Origin of the sequence: Rhodanobacter sp. Col0626, assembly GCF_049994385.1 — a bacterium.
In the GTDB taxonomy this organism is placed as follows: domain Bacteria; phylum Pseudomonadota; class Gammaproteobacteria; order Xanthomonadales; family Rhodanobacteraceae; genus Rhodanobacter.
Genome location: NZ_CP188260.1, coordinates 2060589 through 2076253, shown reverse-complemented (window position 1 = coordinate 2076253; position 15665 = coordinate 2060589). Strand labels below are relative to the sequence as shown.

Annotated in this window: 8 protein-coding genes and 1 pseudogene; all 9 read right to left on the bottom strand. The window is 63.1% G+C overall.

Features of this window, described 5'->3' with window-relative positions; genetic code table 11:
• Window positions 1-120 precede the first annotated feature (120 nt).
• Window positions 121-861: a LytR/AlgR family response regulator transcription factor gene (locus tag ACPPVV_RS08750; protein ID WP_426703062.1), complete on the bottom strand. Its 741-nt coding sequence runs from the start codon at window positions 859-861 to the stop codon at window positions 121-123.
• Window positions 858-1757 carry a sensor histidine kinase gene (locus ACPPVV_RS08745; protein WP_426703061.1) on the bottom strand — a complete coding sequence of 300 codons (900 nt, stop codon included), beginning with the start codon at window positions 1755-1757 and terminating at the stop codon, window positions 858-860. The genes ACPPVV_RS08750 and ACPPVV_RS08745 overlap by 4 nt, the downstream gene beginning before the upstream one ends.
• A 448-nt stretch (window positions 1758-2205) precedes the next feature.
• Complete coding sequence (locus tag ACPPVV_RS08740; RefSeq protein WP_426703201.1) at window positions 2206-7569, bottom strand: autotransporter-associated beta strand repeat-containing protein; 5364 nt, start codon at window positions 7567-7569, stop codon at window positions 2206-2208.
• A gap of 231 nt (window positions 7570-7800) precedes the next feature.
• Window positions 7801-7887, bottom strand: a pseudogene (locus ACPPVV_RS08735) (ESPR-type extended signal peptide-containing protein); the annotation flags it as partial.
• Window positions 7888-8543: 656 nt separating this feature from the next.
• Window positions 8544-8912, bottom strand: coding sequence for a hypothetical protein (locus tag ACPPVV_RS08730; RefSeq protein ID WP_426703060.1), 369 nt, complete (start codon window positions 8910-8912; stop codon window positions 8544-8546).
• Between the two features lie 445 nt (window positions 8913-9357).
• A complete protein-coding gene (locus ACPPVV_RS08725; protein WP_426703059.1) occupies window positions 9358-10122 on the bottom strand; it encodes an SDR family oxidoreductase in 765 nt (254 codons plus the stop codon).
• A 188-nt stretch (window positions 10123-10310) separates the two neighbouring features.
• Complete coding sequence (locus ACPPVV_RS08720) at window positions 10311-11177, bottom strand: hypothetical protein (protein ID WP_426703058.1); 867 nt, start codon at window positions 11175-11177, stop codon at window positions 10311-10313.
• Between the two features lie 173 nt (window positions 11178-11350).
• A complete protein-coding gene (locus tag ACPPVV_RS08715) occupies window positions 11351-12394 on the bottom strand; it encodes a LysR family transcriptional regulator (protein ID WP_426703057.1) in 1044 nt (347 codons plus the stop codon).
• A gap of 214 nt (window positions 12395-12608) precedes the next feature.
• Complete coding sequence (locus ACPPVV_RS08710; protein ID WP_426703056.1) at window positions 12609-15485, bottom strand: ATP-binding protein; 2877 nt, start codon at window positions 15483-15485, stop codon at window positions 12609-12611.
• Between the last annotated feature and the right edge of the window lie 180 nt (window positions 15486-15665).

Below are 15665 nucleotides of genomic sequence, written 5' to 3'. Positions count from 1 at the left end.
CGTCGGCAGGAGGCTTGAATCAAGTCCCCTTCCCCGCCGACAGGCAGGAGCTTGGTCCATCGGCAGCCAGCTCACAGCAGATTTGGGGTGAATGGAGACGTCGGCGTGGCGAGCCGGACGCTACTGGCCCATGCGGGCGAATAACGCGTCGCGATACCGCCGGCTGAGGCGGAGAATGCGGCCGTTATGCAGGTGGATTTCGTAGTCACCCTTGAAGAGTGGGGTGAGCGATCCGATGGAACCGAGGTTCACCACCGTCGACTTGTGGATCCGCACGAAGCGCTGTTCGCCCAGTTGGGATAGCAGGTCCTGCAGTGTCCTGCGCAGCAGGTAGGTGCGTGTCGTCGTGTGCACGTTGACATAGTTGTCGTCGGCTTCGAGCCATTCGACGGAAGCCGCATCGATCAGCTTTAGCCGCTCGCCATCGGGTACGAGCAAGCGCTCGCAGGAAGGAGTCCGTGCGCGCCCAATCGCTACCGCTGCAGCGCCGGATTGATGGGTATGCAGCCGCTCCCTGACACGCTGCACGGTGCGCGCGAAACGATCCCGGTCATATGGCTTGAGCAGATAGTCGACCGCATTGAGGTCGAACGCCTTCACCGCATGTTCGTCAAATGCGGTCACGAAAACGATCAGCGGAGCGCTCGATGGCTCAAGTTGCGCCGCGACGTGGAGTCCCGACAACGTTGGCATCTGGACATCGAGAAAGGCCACCTCCGGGCGGAATCGTTCGATGTACTGCGACGCGGATAGTCCATCCTCGGCAGATCCGACCACCGCCATGTCCGGTTGATCCGACAGCCAGCGCTCGAGTTTCTCGCGGGCCGGCGCCTCGTCGTCGGCGATCACGACGCGGATCATGGAATGGCATCCGTCAGCGGTATCGAGACGCGCGCGGCAACGCCATTGCCCTCGTTGCGCACCAGCAGGGAGGCCGCATTGCCGTAGATGATGCCCAGCCGCTCACGGCAGTTGCGGAGCCCGACCCCGTCGAGATGCTCCGGCGCCAGCATGGAGTCCGAGTTGCTGACGCTGATTTCCAGCGAGCCGTTTTCGCGCTGGGCACTGATATGGATGCGTACGGGCATCACCGTGCGCTCGACGCCGTGTTTGAACGCGTTCTCAAGCAAGGGCTGCAGCAAAAGTACGGGAACGGGAATGTCCAGGAGCGCCCGATCAGCCTGCCAGCTCAGCGTCACGCGATCCCTAAACCGCTCGTGCATGATGTCCGCGTATAACTCAAGTGTGCGGAATTCTTCGGCGAGTGGCGTCATCTCATTCTCAATGGACCGAAGACTGATACGCAGCAGATCCCCGAGCGCTGCAACCAAACGGTCGGCCCGCGCCACGTCCGTATGCATCAGGGCTGAGACGGTATTGAGTGCATTGAACAGGAAATGGGGCCGCAGTTGCCCCTGCAGATGGGCAAGTTGTGCCTCGGCCAGCGCTTTCTGCGTTTGCAACAAACGGCGCCATTGGAGTTGCCACTGCCCATAAGAATCGATACCAAACAGCACCCCGAGCCATAGTCCGCTGAAATACGTCAGTTTGAGGCTCTCATACACAACGACGAAGCCCCAGCCTGGATGCTCGTAGGTACGGCCCACGGCGGCGTAGACGCCATGTCGTATCGTGTAGACGGCCGCAATCCATGTGATGAAGACCAACGGCAACCATCGCAGATAGCTACCGAACCAGATCAAGGGCTTGTCCAGATACGACGCATGGCGCCCGCGAACCCGGACTGCAAGCAACATCCATCCTGTTGAGACCAGGGCCGAACTCCCCTCCCACAAGACTGGCTCCCACCACCGTATGAGCGAACTACGGAGCTCATTCTCGATGGAGACGCTGATCATGAGCAGCCAGAATACCGCCCACAACCCCCACAACGTGGCCAAAGTCCTCGGAGGAAACGTCGCGCCGCAGTCGTTGTGGACGCCTGCCACAGGTAGGCGGGATGGCATGTTCATCATGACCGAGTGTAGCCGCGCCCGTATCGACGGACGCTTTATATGTGGCAAGCGGGACTTGCGAGGGGCAAAGCGGACATCGGCGTCGCCCTACCCGCGACAACCCCATCTAATCGCTCTTCCCCCGCGCCTGCCAACCCGAACTTTTCAAGCGCGCGAAAATACAGGGAGTCGACAGCTTCGTCGCACGCGTAAGTCACGACGCCGGCGCTGGTCACGACGGGGCGAGGCGTCAGAACATCCAGTCCACACTCAAACGCGCAGATTGATCCCTCGCCTCCCCTGCGAACTGCCCGCTATACGTCGCATCGACAACAACGTTCGCGGCCGGCCGGAATCGCCAACCCGCCGTGGCCATCCCGGCGTTGGCGGCAATGGGCACACCCTGGATATCGAAGCTCGTGGCACTTCCGTCAAAGCGCATGCGCGACGACGCATCGACATCGCCGCTGGCATGACGCCAGCCCACGCTGCCGAAGATCGCCGTGCCGCTATCGCCCAGCTTCGCCTCACCACGCAAGCCAAGCGTGCCGAACGTCTGGGCTGACCGCCCAGCGTCGATATCCAGCGCGCCAAACGCACCGTGCTCGCGAATGTCCGGCGTACGCAACTGCTGATAGGCCACATTGACGAACGGCGCCCACGACCCGCGCGTGCCATCGAAGACGTACGCCGCCTCCACATAGCCCTGCGCGGCATGTGCGTCGTCATCGCTGTTGACGCGCCCGCCCAGATCGCCAACGGTCACCGTGCGATGGGTACGAATATCCTCCTGCCCGTACAACGCCCCAGCCTGCCATTGGAACGCTCCCTCACGGCCGCCTGCATAGAGGCCCGCCGTGCGCGTGCGAACATTGGCGGACGAGTCGCGTGCGGGCGTAGAGACCGAGACCTGTCCCGTACCCACCGCAAAGCCGAGCCGCGTCGTCTGCCCAACAAGGGTGTCCGCGCCCACCAGCAGGCCGCTGCCATTCGCGTTCGTGCGCGCGGCATTGCCGTCGCCGTCGTAGTGGCCCCAGTGGCCCCAGGTGGAGGCCCAGGCCGATACGCCGTGCCCGTCGTTCGCGGCATCAGTGTCCAGCAGATGGTTGTTGATCGCCTCGCGCTGGTAGCGCTGATCGTCGGCGATGGCCGTGCGCGTGCTGGCCTGGATTTCACCAGAAAGGCTGTCGAAGGCCGCGCGCGCACCAGCGGCATCGAGCCGCAGCACCGTGTCGTACACCGCCGTGCCTGCACCAAGCGCTTCCGTCGCAGCAGCCGACGCCCGCTCGTTGCGCGTGACCGCCACATCCGGGAAGGCAACTTCGTTGCGGCTGAGCGTAAGGTTCACGGCGTTGGCCGTATACGCCAGCGACGGGGTCAGGAACGCCAGGTTCGACGACACGCCCACGAATGTGCCTGTCACACCATTGGCGGCCGAGAGAATCTCATACGTGTGGGAGGCGCCCCAATTTTCGCCCGTGCCGAGGCTTACCACGGAGCCTCCCTGCAAGGTGGCGTGGCCGGCAACGGCAATGCGATCGCCCTGCCCCGCATCGGTCACGTCCACCGTGTAGTGCGTGCCAGCTGCCATGGTCAGGTCGCCCGCGAACGAGAGCGTTGCCGGTACACCCTGACCACCCGGCGAGACCTCCGCACCGGACTGCAACATCAGGCTGCCGCCCGTGCCGCTACCGGTGAGCACCGTGCCATTGGCCATCGACAGCACACCACCGAGCGAGCCGTCGAGTTGCAACGTGCCTGCGGTGATGTCGGTGGTACCGGTGAACGCGCTGCTGTTACCCGTCAGGTGCAGCGTGCCGCTGCCGAGCTTCTGGAACGCTCCCTCACCGGACAACGCAGCGCCATACGTCACGTCGTCGGAACGATCGAACACCAAGGTGCCATGGTCAACGACATCGCCGGCGATCGCGCCTTGCGTACCGCCGTCACCCACGTGCAAGGTGCCTGCGGCGATCGTGGTCGCGCCGGTGTAGGTGTTGTTGGCGGTCAGGTGCAGTTCGCCGGTGCCGGTCTTGGTCAACGCGCCGGCCGATGAGCCATCGGCGATGACGCCGCCGAGGCCAGCCACATTCGAACCGTCGACGTTAACCGTTGCCGCACCCGTCACACTTGCCGCGTTGGTGAGCGCAAGGCCGCTCGCTGCGAGATCCAGCGTACTGCCGGATGCCAGCGACAACGCACCCGAACCGATGGCGCCGCTGTCGCCCAGTCGCAGCGTGCCAGCGCCTACCGTGGTGCCACCGGCATACGCGTTGGCATGGTTGAGCAACAGCGTGCCCGCGCCGAGTTTCTCCAGCGATCCTGCGCCGGTGATGGCGCCATTCCATGCGAACGTGTTCGACGCATCGGCGATGTCCACCGCCCCGCCCGTGGTCAACGCCAAGGCGCGATTGGTGGACGTATGGGTATGGCCGGTGACGCGCAGCGCGCCGCCTTGCAGCATGACGCCATTGGCAACGTTGCCCAAATTCGCGTCGGCGGCAACGGAAAGCACGCCGCCATTGATCACGATGTCGCCCGTGTAGGTATTGTTGGCGGTGAGCACAAGAGTACCGGCGTCATTCTTGGCCAGGCCTTGCATACCTGTCAGCTCGGCATCGATGGTGGCCGTGTAACCGGCGCTCAGCGCGCCTCCGTTACCTACACGGATCACTGGCGTGGTGCCGTCCGTGGTCACCAACTGGAGCGGACCGCCGACCACGCGGTAACCATCGCTGTCGAACTGCATGCCCGTGGCGGCCACCTGGCCGGAGCCGTTGTCGATGGTGACGGTACCCGGCGTACCACCGAAGATGGCGAAGCCCGGCTGCGGGTTCATTGCACCGGTGACACTACCGACGCTATCGGTCCACGTCGCCGATGTATTGGACCAGGTGCCTGTGCCACCGCCCATCTGCGATGCGCTCGCCAGGCCATTGGCATTCCAGAAGTTCAGCGTCGCAGAGGTCAGATCAAGCAGGTTGATTTGCTTGGGTCCCGTGAGGTACTGAAGCGCCACCAGATGCCCCGTCGGCACAGTACCGAGGCTCAACCCGCCGTTGCTCTGGGTAAGGGCGCCGCCCCACGAAAACAGGGTGTAAACGCCAGGCCCCATGCCGCCAGCATCGCTCACGTTGACCGTGCCCCCTTGCAGGTCGAGGTTGCCACCCACCGCCACCTGGTCGCCATTGCCCGCCGCGCCCAGCTCGGCATCCATCAGGCTGCCTTGCGCCATGGTGAGGTCACCATCCACGGTGAGCGTACCGATGGAGTTTCCCGGTGACAGTGTGGAACCGCCCGCCATGTTGACGCTGCCGGCGATGCGGCCATGACCACCGAGGCCAGCACCGGTCGCGACATCCACGGGGCCTGCGAGCACCGCAGTGGAACCTGCGGTGCTGCCGACGATCAGCTTGCCCGCCTGCACCTGGGTGCTGCCGGCGTATGCCGTTCCATTGCCGTCGAACAGCAACGTGCCACTTCCCTTCTGTACCAGCTGGCCATTGCCGTCGAGGGCGCCGGTAAATCCAACGGTATCCGAGCGATTGAAGAAAAGGATGCTGTTGTCGGAGATGTTGCCACTCACGCTGCCGATGGTTCCGCCGTTGCCGACGGTAAGCGGGGTACCAGAAGCGATGGCCAGCGTGCCGGTGGCGTTGATCGCATTGGTTACCAGGACGCCTTGGGAATCATTCAGGGTGATGTTATTGGCGGTGACGTTGCCGGTTACCGCCAAGGCCTGGCTATCGATCAGCGAGACATTGGCGGCGGTGACGTTGCCGAGCGTGTCGATGCTGTTTGCCGCTGATGCAAGGTCGATGTCGCCGCCGGTGTTGGCGGTGAACGTCGCGGCTGTCACGCTTCCGGCCGTCTGTGTCAGATCGCCGTTGCTGTTGACCGTAAGCGTGCCCAGGGTGCTGACGTTCTGGGCTAGCGTCACGCCCGTATCGCCGGTGAGTCCGATGGAACCATTGGCGATCAGGATCCCGTCGGGAGCCAGTACCCCCCCTTGGGAGGCAAGTGAGATGTTGCCGTTGGTGGCCAGGCCGGTGGAAAGCGACAGCACGCCATTGCTGGAGAAAGTGAGGTCGCCTTCCGAGGCGTTATTGACACCCACCACGGTCATGTCGCTGGCGCTGTTGATGTTGATACCTTGCCCGATAACCGAAACGTCCCCGGCAAAGGTATTGGCATTGGTCAGCGTCACGCTGTTCGCACCGGCGTTGAACGCGCTCGCTCCGATGATGTTGAAGATACCCGTCTGAGTGATGGGGCCGCCGGTGGTGGTGATGGCCAGGCCCTGCGCGTCGATGTTGGCGGCCTGGAAGGATGCCGACGTGGTCGAGAGGTTGGTGAGCGCCGTCGTGCTGCCAACGTCACTTCCGAAGGTGAGTGCCCCCGGCGTCGACACCGTCATCGCCCGCGCGCCATCAACGGTGCCACTAAACGTGATGGCTCCCCCGGTGCTCGTGAACTGCGAGTCGCCCGCAAGCGTGACGGGGCCTGCAAAGCTCTGCAGGCCGGTGGTGTGGGTGGCGCCGGAAACCTGTGTATCGCCGGTGTGATCCAGCGTGAGGGCGCCTGTCAGGGTGACGCCGCGCAGGATCAAGTCAGCGGAACCCGCGCTAGCCACGTCGCCGGTACCGGTGATGGTGCCACCGATATCGAGCACACCGCTGGTCAGGTTCATCTGCAACGTCGCGCCGCCACCGTCAAGCAGCACACCATTTAGTGTGGCATTCCCTTGCCCGAGCACGATCGCGCTGGCCGCGCTGCCGATTTCGACGACGCCATGTGCCGTGGAGCCTGATTCGGCAACCAGCCGGTTGTTGGTACCACCGAAGTAGATGGCCGCCCCATGTCCCGTGGGGCCGCCAAGGCCGCCGGAAATCAGGCCAAAGTTATCGATGCGTGCGCCGCCGTTGGCAGCGTGCACGCCAACACCCGGCGCGCCATTGCCCGTGGCCGCACCGCCGACGATCTGCCCCGGCGCCTGGTTGGTCACCGTGAAGCCGCTGCCGATCGCGTTGATGCCGGACCCGCTATTACCTGCGTTTCCGGTCACGACGCTGCCGGAACCGCCTGCACCGCCTGCGCCACCGAGAATGCTGCCGCCATTGCTTATCGAACTGTTGTTGCCGAAAACGAGCAAGCCATCGCCGCCGCCGCCACCACCGCCGCCGTACGACGAGCCAGCGCCGCCGCCGCCCGCACCACCAGCACCACCCTGGAGCGTTGCGCTGGCATTGGTGATGGCGAGCATGCTGGGCACGCCAACGAATCCCGCGCCGCCTCCGCCGCCGCCCGTGCTACCTACGCCGGAGCCGCCGGGATCACCGCCAGCACCGCCGGTACCGCCCGCATCAAGGATGAGCGGGTCGATAATCAGCGAGGTGCCCGCCCAATACACACCGGCGCCGCCTCCGCCACCCGCACTGGGGGTTCGGAACGCGCCTTGGCCTGTGCCGCCGGCGATGCCCGTAAACCCTCCCGTGCCGTTGGCAACGCCCACGCCGCCGCCGGAACCACCCGTCACGATCGTGCCAACATCGTCACCCTGGGCACCGTTGGCACCAGGGCCGAGAGCCGCAACATCTCCGATGGTCTCACTCAAGTTGTTATTCGCGGCGATTGCAATGGCGTTACCGCCGTTACCGTTGCCGGCGCCGCCTCCTGCGGCGCGATCGCTGACCGCAACGCCACCTTGCGCGCTGCAGGCCGTGGGATTCGATGGCAGGCAGGTCTGCGCCCAAGCCGACGATGACGTAGCCCATAGTCCGGCAGCAACAAGCGCCAGCCGCAAGGGATGCCTTCGTATGGCCCTTCCAACGGGAGCAGGGCCGCTTGCGCCTGCGCATGATGACGAGAGCTCAGAAGCTATCTGGATGACGCGCAGGGCTCTGTTCCATACGAGACGGTACGTGCGATTCATTATTTCCCCCTTCGATGTACTTGATCATCACACTGACGTGGCCCGGCGTGTAGCCGATGGCAGATGTGAGTATGCCAACTCGGTCACGTATGTTGCACCCGCGCTTTCGTCAACGGCGGCCGTTGGCGCAGCGAGATCGTGGCGGCGAATCTGCGCGACCGGAGCCAGATCGGTCCGCAGGGCTTCATACGGTCCAGCTTCGGTCGGCACGATTGCATCGCACTTGGACAACGCAGGTGCAATCGCTTGAGCGTTACCAATCATCGATATTGACTGCCGAGCGCAGCGCTTGCAAACGACTTGGGAATGATTCGCTGCAGCGCGGCTGTTGTCGCGTGCGTTGCTTCCGCTCAAGACCGCAACACGCGCAAGCGATACGTCAGTGCAACGCTGAGGCAGGTCACGAGGATGATCGGGGTCCATTGGACAATACCTTCGTCACGCAACAGGCATCCGCAAGCACCAAGCATGTGTCATCAGATGTTGCTGATTATCCTCGCCCTCGCGACACATGCCGCGATCAGGAACAGCGGCTCCACAACTTCTCGCGGGCTGACTTTCCAATGTCGGCTCGCGCCTGGATATTCGGCCGGTCTGTTCCTGACTCGCGGAGCCAGATCCAGCATCACGCAGTGGGCACGATCACCAACTGCTTTTTAGTGAATCGTGCTGGCCGAGGCGGGGTTTGTCGCATCGGTCTGCGGGTGCATGGCTTTATCGGAGTTGGACTGCACACCGTTGCGCAGGTTCTGCTGTTGCCGCTGCAATTCTTGCTGCTGCTGTTGTTGTTGCATTTGCTGTTGCTGCATCTGCTGCTGAGGCACACCTACCGTGGAAGTTGGCGGTGGCAACGTGGGTGATCGGACGGGCGGCGGCGTGGTCGGTCGCGGTGTGGTGGGCGGGACGGCGTTCTGAACCGGATGAGGATTGCTCGGCGTGGCCGGCGTCGTCTGGGCGAACGATGCACCGGTCGCCAGCGTGCCGCAAATCACGATCGACGCAATCAATGGGCGATGGAACGACATGTCTTTCTCCTGTTGGCGCCCTCGAAAACCTTGACCGGCGGTCGGACGCGTGGACCGTCGCGGGGCATGCAGCCGATCAGGCCGCCAGACCACTACGCTATCGGGCCAGTGAACAGGCGGTGAGAGAACCGGCATCGCGGACTACACATTCGCGCCGCGACCGAATGCCGCCGAGTAAGCAAACGGCTCCATTTAGGGATCGTCGCAACATGCTGGTGGCGCGATCCTCGCCGCGTTTCACGGCGTGCGTGAGCGATCGGGTTCGTGCAGGCCGATGGCATGACAAACGCGACCACTTGGCGAGCAGAAAACAATCTGGGGACTGAATGAAAAGACAAAGTCATGGTGTGTGTGTTTACACGCCAAAGCTTCAGGTCCCTACTCCCGCTCCCCTCTGACAGATGCCATGAGAGGCAAATTTGAGTCTGTAGATCTGCCGGTGGCGTTACCAATCGGCACGCGCATACTCGGACAGTTTCCACCACACCTCAAATCTCAGTGCGCCGCGCTCGGCGTCTTCGCGCGGAAGAAGGACGAACTCGTCGAGCGCAGCGCCGAAATAGGTTGCACCGACATCGGTTTGCACCTCGTATGGGGCTTCTATGTCGATGACGAACCGCTGGATCAGCTCGGACATTCGGCCCCGCTCCGGACCCGAAATCTCGATCGATCCATTGATGGGTGCCCCGACCGCAACCCGCGCGACCGTCGCCGCGACATCATCCGAAGCTACCGGTTCGATGAAAGCAGGCGACAGATGGATGACCTGACCGCGGACGGCGTAGTTGACGATATCGAGCAGAAACTCGAAGAACTGGGTCGCGTGCACGATCGTGAACGGGACGCCGGACGACCTGATCAGACGTTCCTGCAGTGCCTTTCCACGAAGGTAAGGGCTTGCCTCGAGGCGGCCCGTTCCGACGACCGAGAGCGAGACATGGTGCTTTACGCCAGCGCGCTTCTCGGCAGCGAGAAGATTGAAGCCGGCTGTCTTGAAAAATTCGAATGAGGCAATGTCGTCGAAGGTGGGCGAGTTGCTGACGTCCACAACCACATCGATACCGACCAAGCTCTCCGCCAGGCCTCGTCCGGTGATCAGGTCGACGCCGCTTGACCGGGAGCCGATCGATACCTCGTGGCCCTGAGAACGCAGTCGCTCGACGATATTCCGTCCCACCAGCCCTCTACCGCCCATGACGATGATGTTCATGTCTACCTCGTGGTTCCCTGCCCCGTTGGTGTGCCGAAGAAACGGCATTCACGGCTTGCTCTTCCCGATACTAGGCAGCGCTGGTGCGGCCCGGTAGAGCTGTAGCGGGAACAACGCTGATTCCCTGAATGCACCAATGGCATAAACACTGGCCCCGGCCGACGGCCCCTGATGCAGTCGCCGGGACATCAGTTACCGGCAAGCCAGAACGCCATGTTGCGAACATAGCGTTTGGTGGACACCAACGCGGCCGGAAAATGCAGCATGCCGTCGCCGGGCGCTTCGGAGACGAACGAGGGACAGCCAGCGGCGATGTCCCAGTTGTAATCGATGAAATGATGAAAGGTGGACTGGGCAATCGCCCGCCCGCCATCGGGCGAATGTTCGAAGGCCACTGCCAAATTGAAGTCTCTGCTCGTCGTCGCGCTGCGCCCTTGCAGGATCACGCGGCTGCTCGTGTCGTCCGCTGGTGCACTGATGGCACCTTCGTGCGGGTGCGCCGGCAAGTAGCGGATCACGCCGGACTCCGATTCGGGATCCAGTAACACCGGATGCGGTTCACCCACCGGGCTCACGTGCTGGTAGTTGCCGTTCGCGCCTGAATGGTAGTTCGGCCAGGAAATATCGGTCGTGACGCAATCGTCGATGCAGTGGCGACTCGTGTCGGGCTCCAGGTTGCGTGTATGGAAATGATGTGCCACACCGATGCCGGCCAACATGCATAGGGAGCTGCCCAGATCCATGTGATCCCGGGTGACCAGAAGCGCACCGCCGTCGCGCCGGAACCGGCCGATGCCCGCGCAGTCCTCCTCGGTGAGTCCGTCGCCCACGTCAACGGCGAACAGCCACAGCTGCTGGAAGTCCGATTCATCCAACCGCGACAGCAGCGAATCCGGCTTGCCGCGTGGGTCGCGATTGCGTGCGGTGACCCGGAATGCGGGCTGCCCGCTTTCTTCGCGAATTTCTTCCAGAAATGCCTTCAGCAGACTGAAACGCCCGATGTTCCAATCGTCGTGATCGCCCTCGATGGTTGTCTGCAACAGGATGTTCTGCATGGCGGTTTCACTCTAGTGTCGTGTTCAATGAAGCCGATGCCATCTCGTTCTGGCGCAACACGAAGTCTGGCGGTAGTCAGAGTCCGCTGCGGAATGAAGCCGATGCGACCAGAACCGCTCGGCGCCATCGCGCGGTCGGCATTGCAGGTCGCGGCCAGCCGAAGCTGCCCCGTCTAGTTGGCTGAAAGGGAAATGCCATTGTTGCCGTATGCATGACGCTCATGCGCTGCCGCAGGCAGTCGCTCCAGCAGGTTCGTCGCGCACTGGAGATCGGAGGCCCGGATCTCCTTCGTCATGAAGTCGATGAACACGCGCATGCGCGTGGGCATGTGCTGGCGGCTCTGGTAACAGATGTAATGGCCGCGGTCGTCGGGCGCGTGCTGCACCAGGCAGGGAACCAGGGTACCGGATGCCAGGGAATCACAGATCAGATAGCCCGGCATCTGGGCGATGCCCTTGCCGTCGAGCACAGCCCGCAGCACCAGCTCCGGATCGTTATAGGTAAGTCTCGCTTGCGGCAGGAACCTTTGCACTTTGCCGTCGACCTTGAACTCCCATTCAGAGATGCGGCCCAGGCCGGTACGCAGGTTGATGCATTCATGATCCGGCAATTCGTCCACCGTCGTGGGCAGTCCGTGGGTTTGGCGGTAATCGCGCGCGGCACAGACCATCATCTGCATGGGGATGATCTGCTTGGCGATGATCTGAGCGTCTTCCAGGCGCCCGTTGCGGAAGGCGATGTCCACCCGGTCCGACGTGAAGTCGACGGGCTTGTCACCCAAGATCAGATCGACGGAAACCTCGGGGTAGGCAGCCTGAAACTTGCCCAGCAGCGGTGCCACCACCTTCCGGCCGAAGCCCACCGCCGAAGCCACCCGAAGCTGGCCGCGAGGCGTGCCGTTGCGAAGGTCCCTCATCTCTTCGACGGCCTGCACGATCTGGTCGACACCCGAGTGGCAGCTGGCGTAGAACATGTCGCCTTCACTGGTAAGGGTGGTGCTGCGCGTCGTTCGATGAAACAGCCTGACGCTCAGCTGCCCTTCCAGCTTCTGGACGTTGCGACTGACCGCGGAGCGCCCGATGCCAAGGCGGTCGGCCGCCCGTGCGAAGCTGCCCTCCGCGACCACGGCGATAAAGGCCACGACGCCGGCATAGGTGGTCGCAAAACTGGCCGCCAGCGCGTCAGCGGGCGGACCAAGGGATGGTGAGAAGGTCATGACAGCGGCTCCTGGCGTGAAGAAGACAAGGTGCCGTATCTGGCGATACGGATTGCCTGCCCACCCTGCTCGCCAGCGTCAGCCGAGGCCAGTTAATGCATGTAAAACCTTGTTATCGACGGCAAGCCCAAGTCCGATGCCCGCTCGAGTCTCCGTCTGTGACGGCCGCCCACGTTCGGGTACACCCAGGGGAGATCTGGCCGCTCCACGAAGCTTATGGGGTCGACCGCAGCCCTTGGGCGATCGCCTCGCGCAGTTCGCGAATCTGTGTGATCGCCCGGTTACGCCCATCGGGCACGATGTTTTCGAGGGTCCCGTCAAGCAGTTGTACCGCTTCCTTCGGGCGATCCAGGCTCGCCCACAACCCGGCCAGACTTGATGCGGCTCGCAGTTCCCAGGCTTTGGCGCCCTGTTCCCGGGAAACCTCGATCGCTCGGAGATAGTAATTCTCGGCCTCTGCGGTCATGCCACTCCGCTCGCTGCGCCAGCCCATCGCGCGCCAGACTTCCGCGGCACACCACAGACCTTCTCCAACAGCAAGCCGACCGACCATCCCGTCATCGAGCCAGTCGGTGCAGAAGGTCACCAGCATCTCCTTTTGCGGAGCGTCATAGGTAGCAAGCCGTGCACCTACTTCGCGGATGTGGAGTCCAGGATTGGAGGCGATATGAAGTTGCAAACCCTGGAAGTACCAGTCGGCATAACGCAGCCAACCGACCAATCCCCGGCGGCGAGCTTCGTCCCTCATCATTTCGATCCACGTGCCCGCAAGTTCGAATTCACCGGACCACAGCGCCACGGGACAAGCACCAAACAGTGCGGAGCAGAGCGAGGCCGCATGCCCGGTCACCTCTGCCAGGCGCACGGCATCGCTGGCCGTCTCCAGGGCCTTCGAGGTTTCGCCCTGGATCCAGAGTGTTCGCGACAGCAAGGCCTTGGTCGCCACGACGGGACTGACCCCGACCATGTTGGTGCGCGTGCGGCGGGCCCCGTCGCTCAGCCGCAGTGACTCGGCGCAATGTTGCCTCGATGGCTCGAGCTGACCACAGAAATGGTTCGCCATGGCGCTCACGCGGTGGGCAAGATTGAGCGCCGCAGGATCATCCCATGATTGCGCAACCTCGAGCAGCGTCCTGGAATGCTGCAGGGCCGCGGCATATTCCCCGCGAAACATGTCGTGTGTGCACCGCCCCCAGCGGGCTTGCGACTCGAGCACATGCGACTTGAGTGCCAGCGCGCCGGCCAGCGCGCGGTCGCAGGCAGCATCCAGTTCGGGATTGACCCTGTCGGTGTGCAGCAACGTGATGATCAATTGGGTAGTCAACCAGGTCGCGGTTTCGATATCCGGCTCAGGCTGCTGGTCGACCAGCTTGAGCGCCGCCACGACCGTGTCGCGATACTCCGCAACCTGCGAAAGATGGAACCACAAGGGGGAGGACGACGTAACCAGCGAAGCAGCGGTTTCCGCATCGACCTGCTCCGTCAGGCAAACGTTGAGCGCAAAGCGCACGTCGTCCAGACAGTGGCCATAGCGGTCACCCCAGGCCTGCTCGACCAGTTTCGGCAAGTCCGCCGCCGCCGCCTTCATCAGGTCAAGCATCAACTTCGCATGCCGGCGCAACAAGGTCGGCAGCTCCCCACTCTGTTCGAGCAGCCCGGCGGCATAACTGCGTGTCGTATCCAGCAGTCGATAAGGTGCAATGGCATCGTTCCTGTCAAAGGACACCAGCGACTTGTTGGCCAGAGAGATCAATGCATCGAATGCCACCTCCCGGTCCATGTCGTCCCCCGCAACGCCCAAGGCGCAATCCACATCAAGGCGACCGCGGAAGACTGACAACCGCCGAAAGACCCGCAGCTCGTCTTCGTTCAACAGCGCGACGCTCCAGTCGAGTGCTGCAGCAAGTGATTGATGGCGCGCAGAGGCGGAACGATTGCCGATGGAAAGAAGCCGCATGTGGTCGTCGAGCCGGAGCGCGAGGTCGGCGACGGATTGGACGCCCAGACGCGCGGCCACCAATTCGATGGCCAGCGGTATGCCGTCGAGCTGTCGCGAGATCTTGGCGAGCAGCGGGCCGTCCGACTCGGTGAACTCGCCCGCTCCGGCGGCCTTGGCGAGTTCGACGAGCAGCTCCACGGAGGACCATTGCATGGCCTGGGCAAGCAGGAAATGCTCGGCATCGGGAACCGCCAGTGCAGGCAGGCGATAGACATACTCGCCAAATACGCGAAGCGTCTCGCGGCTGGTGGCAAGGATGCGCAAGCCGGGCAAGGCAGACAACATGCGGGTGATCGGCAGCACGAGGGAGTCCATCACCTGTTCGCAATTGTCGATCACCACCAGCACGTTTCGTCCCGTCAGGCATTGAATAATGGCCTGAACAGGGTCGGACAGGTCGGCGGCTGCCCCCAGTGACCGCGCGATGGTACCGGGGACATGGTCTTGCGAGATCAAGGGCGCAAGATCGATGAAAGCCACTTCCATGGCGGGCATCTGTTGTCGCCGCTCCGCCACGCGGATGGCAACACTGGTTTTGCCGATGCCACCCGGGCCAACGATGGTGACCAGTCGATGACTGTCGAGCGACCGGAGGACGCTCTCCACATCGGCTTCGCGGCCGATGAGTTCGGTTATTCGTACCGGAGGTTTCGTCAACGAGGCTGGTGACCGCGCCTTGATCCTGGCCGAGGCATCAATCAGTTCACGCAGGACCCTGCCGTTGAACCGGTAACCACGGAGCGGGATGTTGGAGACCCACTCCCTGCAGTCGTCGCTTTCTCCCGGTTCGCCCAGTGCCTTGCGAAGCTGGGACATGTGGACGCGGACGCTGGCTTCCTCGACCACGACGTTACCCCAGACGGCCGACAGCAGTTCGTCCTTGCTGACCAGCTCGCCGGCACGCCTGAGCAGTTGAAGAAGCAGATCGAACGAGCGCGATCCCAGTCTCACCTCCTGCCCGAACGATTCAAGACGTCGCTGGGCTTCCCATACGATGAAAGAACCGAATCCCCACCGGACCTCCGAGGACGCAGGGGAGACATCGTGCGAGGATGGCATGGGGTCGGAGTGCTCGCCGGGCTGCTTTTTCATCGTGGACTGTCTTCAGCTCGTCTCATGCTGCGTCCGTCTCGAACCCTTTCTCCGAGTACCGGGCAGACCGTGGCTGGGGCCTGGAATGCGCCGCATCCAGCAGCATACTTGACGTACCGTCAGCGAGGATACGCCCCCGCACCACGCCGTGAATTCGCTGGCAACTGGTATCCGGCGATT

Excerpts from the sequence above, each read along its gene's own strand:
- ACPPVV_RS08750 (WP_426703062.1), bottom strand. The coding sequence starts at position 861 with ATGATCCGCGTCGTGATCGCCGACGACGAGGCGCCGGCCCGCGAGAAA.
- ACPPVV_RS08745 (WP_426703061.1), bottom strand. The coding sequence starts at position 1,757 with ATGTTGCTTGCAGTCCGGGTTCGCGGGCGCCATGCGTCGTATCTGGAC.
- ACPPVV_RS08730 (WP_426703060.1), bottom strand. The coding sequence starts at position 8,912 with ATGTCGTTCCATCGCCCATTGATTGCGTCGATCGTGATTTGCGGCACG.
- ACPPVV_RS08725 (WP_426703059.1), bottom strand. The coding sequence starts at position 10,122 with ATGAACATCATCGTCATGGGCGGTAGAGGGCTGGTGGGACGGAATATC.
- ACPPVV_RS08720 (WP_426703058.1), bottom strand. The coding sequence starts at position 11,177 with ATGCAGAACATCCTGTTGCAGACAACCATCGAGGGCGATCACGACGAT.
- ACPPVV_RS08715 (WP_426703057.1), bottom strand. The coding sequence starts at position 12,394 with ATGACCTTCTCACCATCCCTTGGTCCGCCCGCTGACGCGCTGGCGGCC.
- ACPPVV_RS08710 (WP_426703056.1), bottom strand. The coding sequence starts at position 15,485 with ATGAAAAAGCAGCCCGGCGAGCACTCCGACCCCATGCCATCCTCGCAC.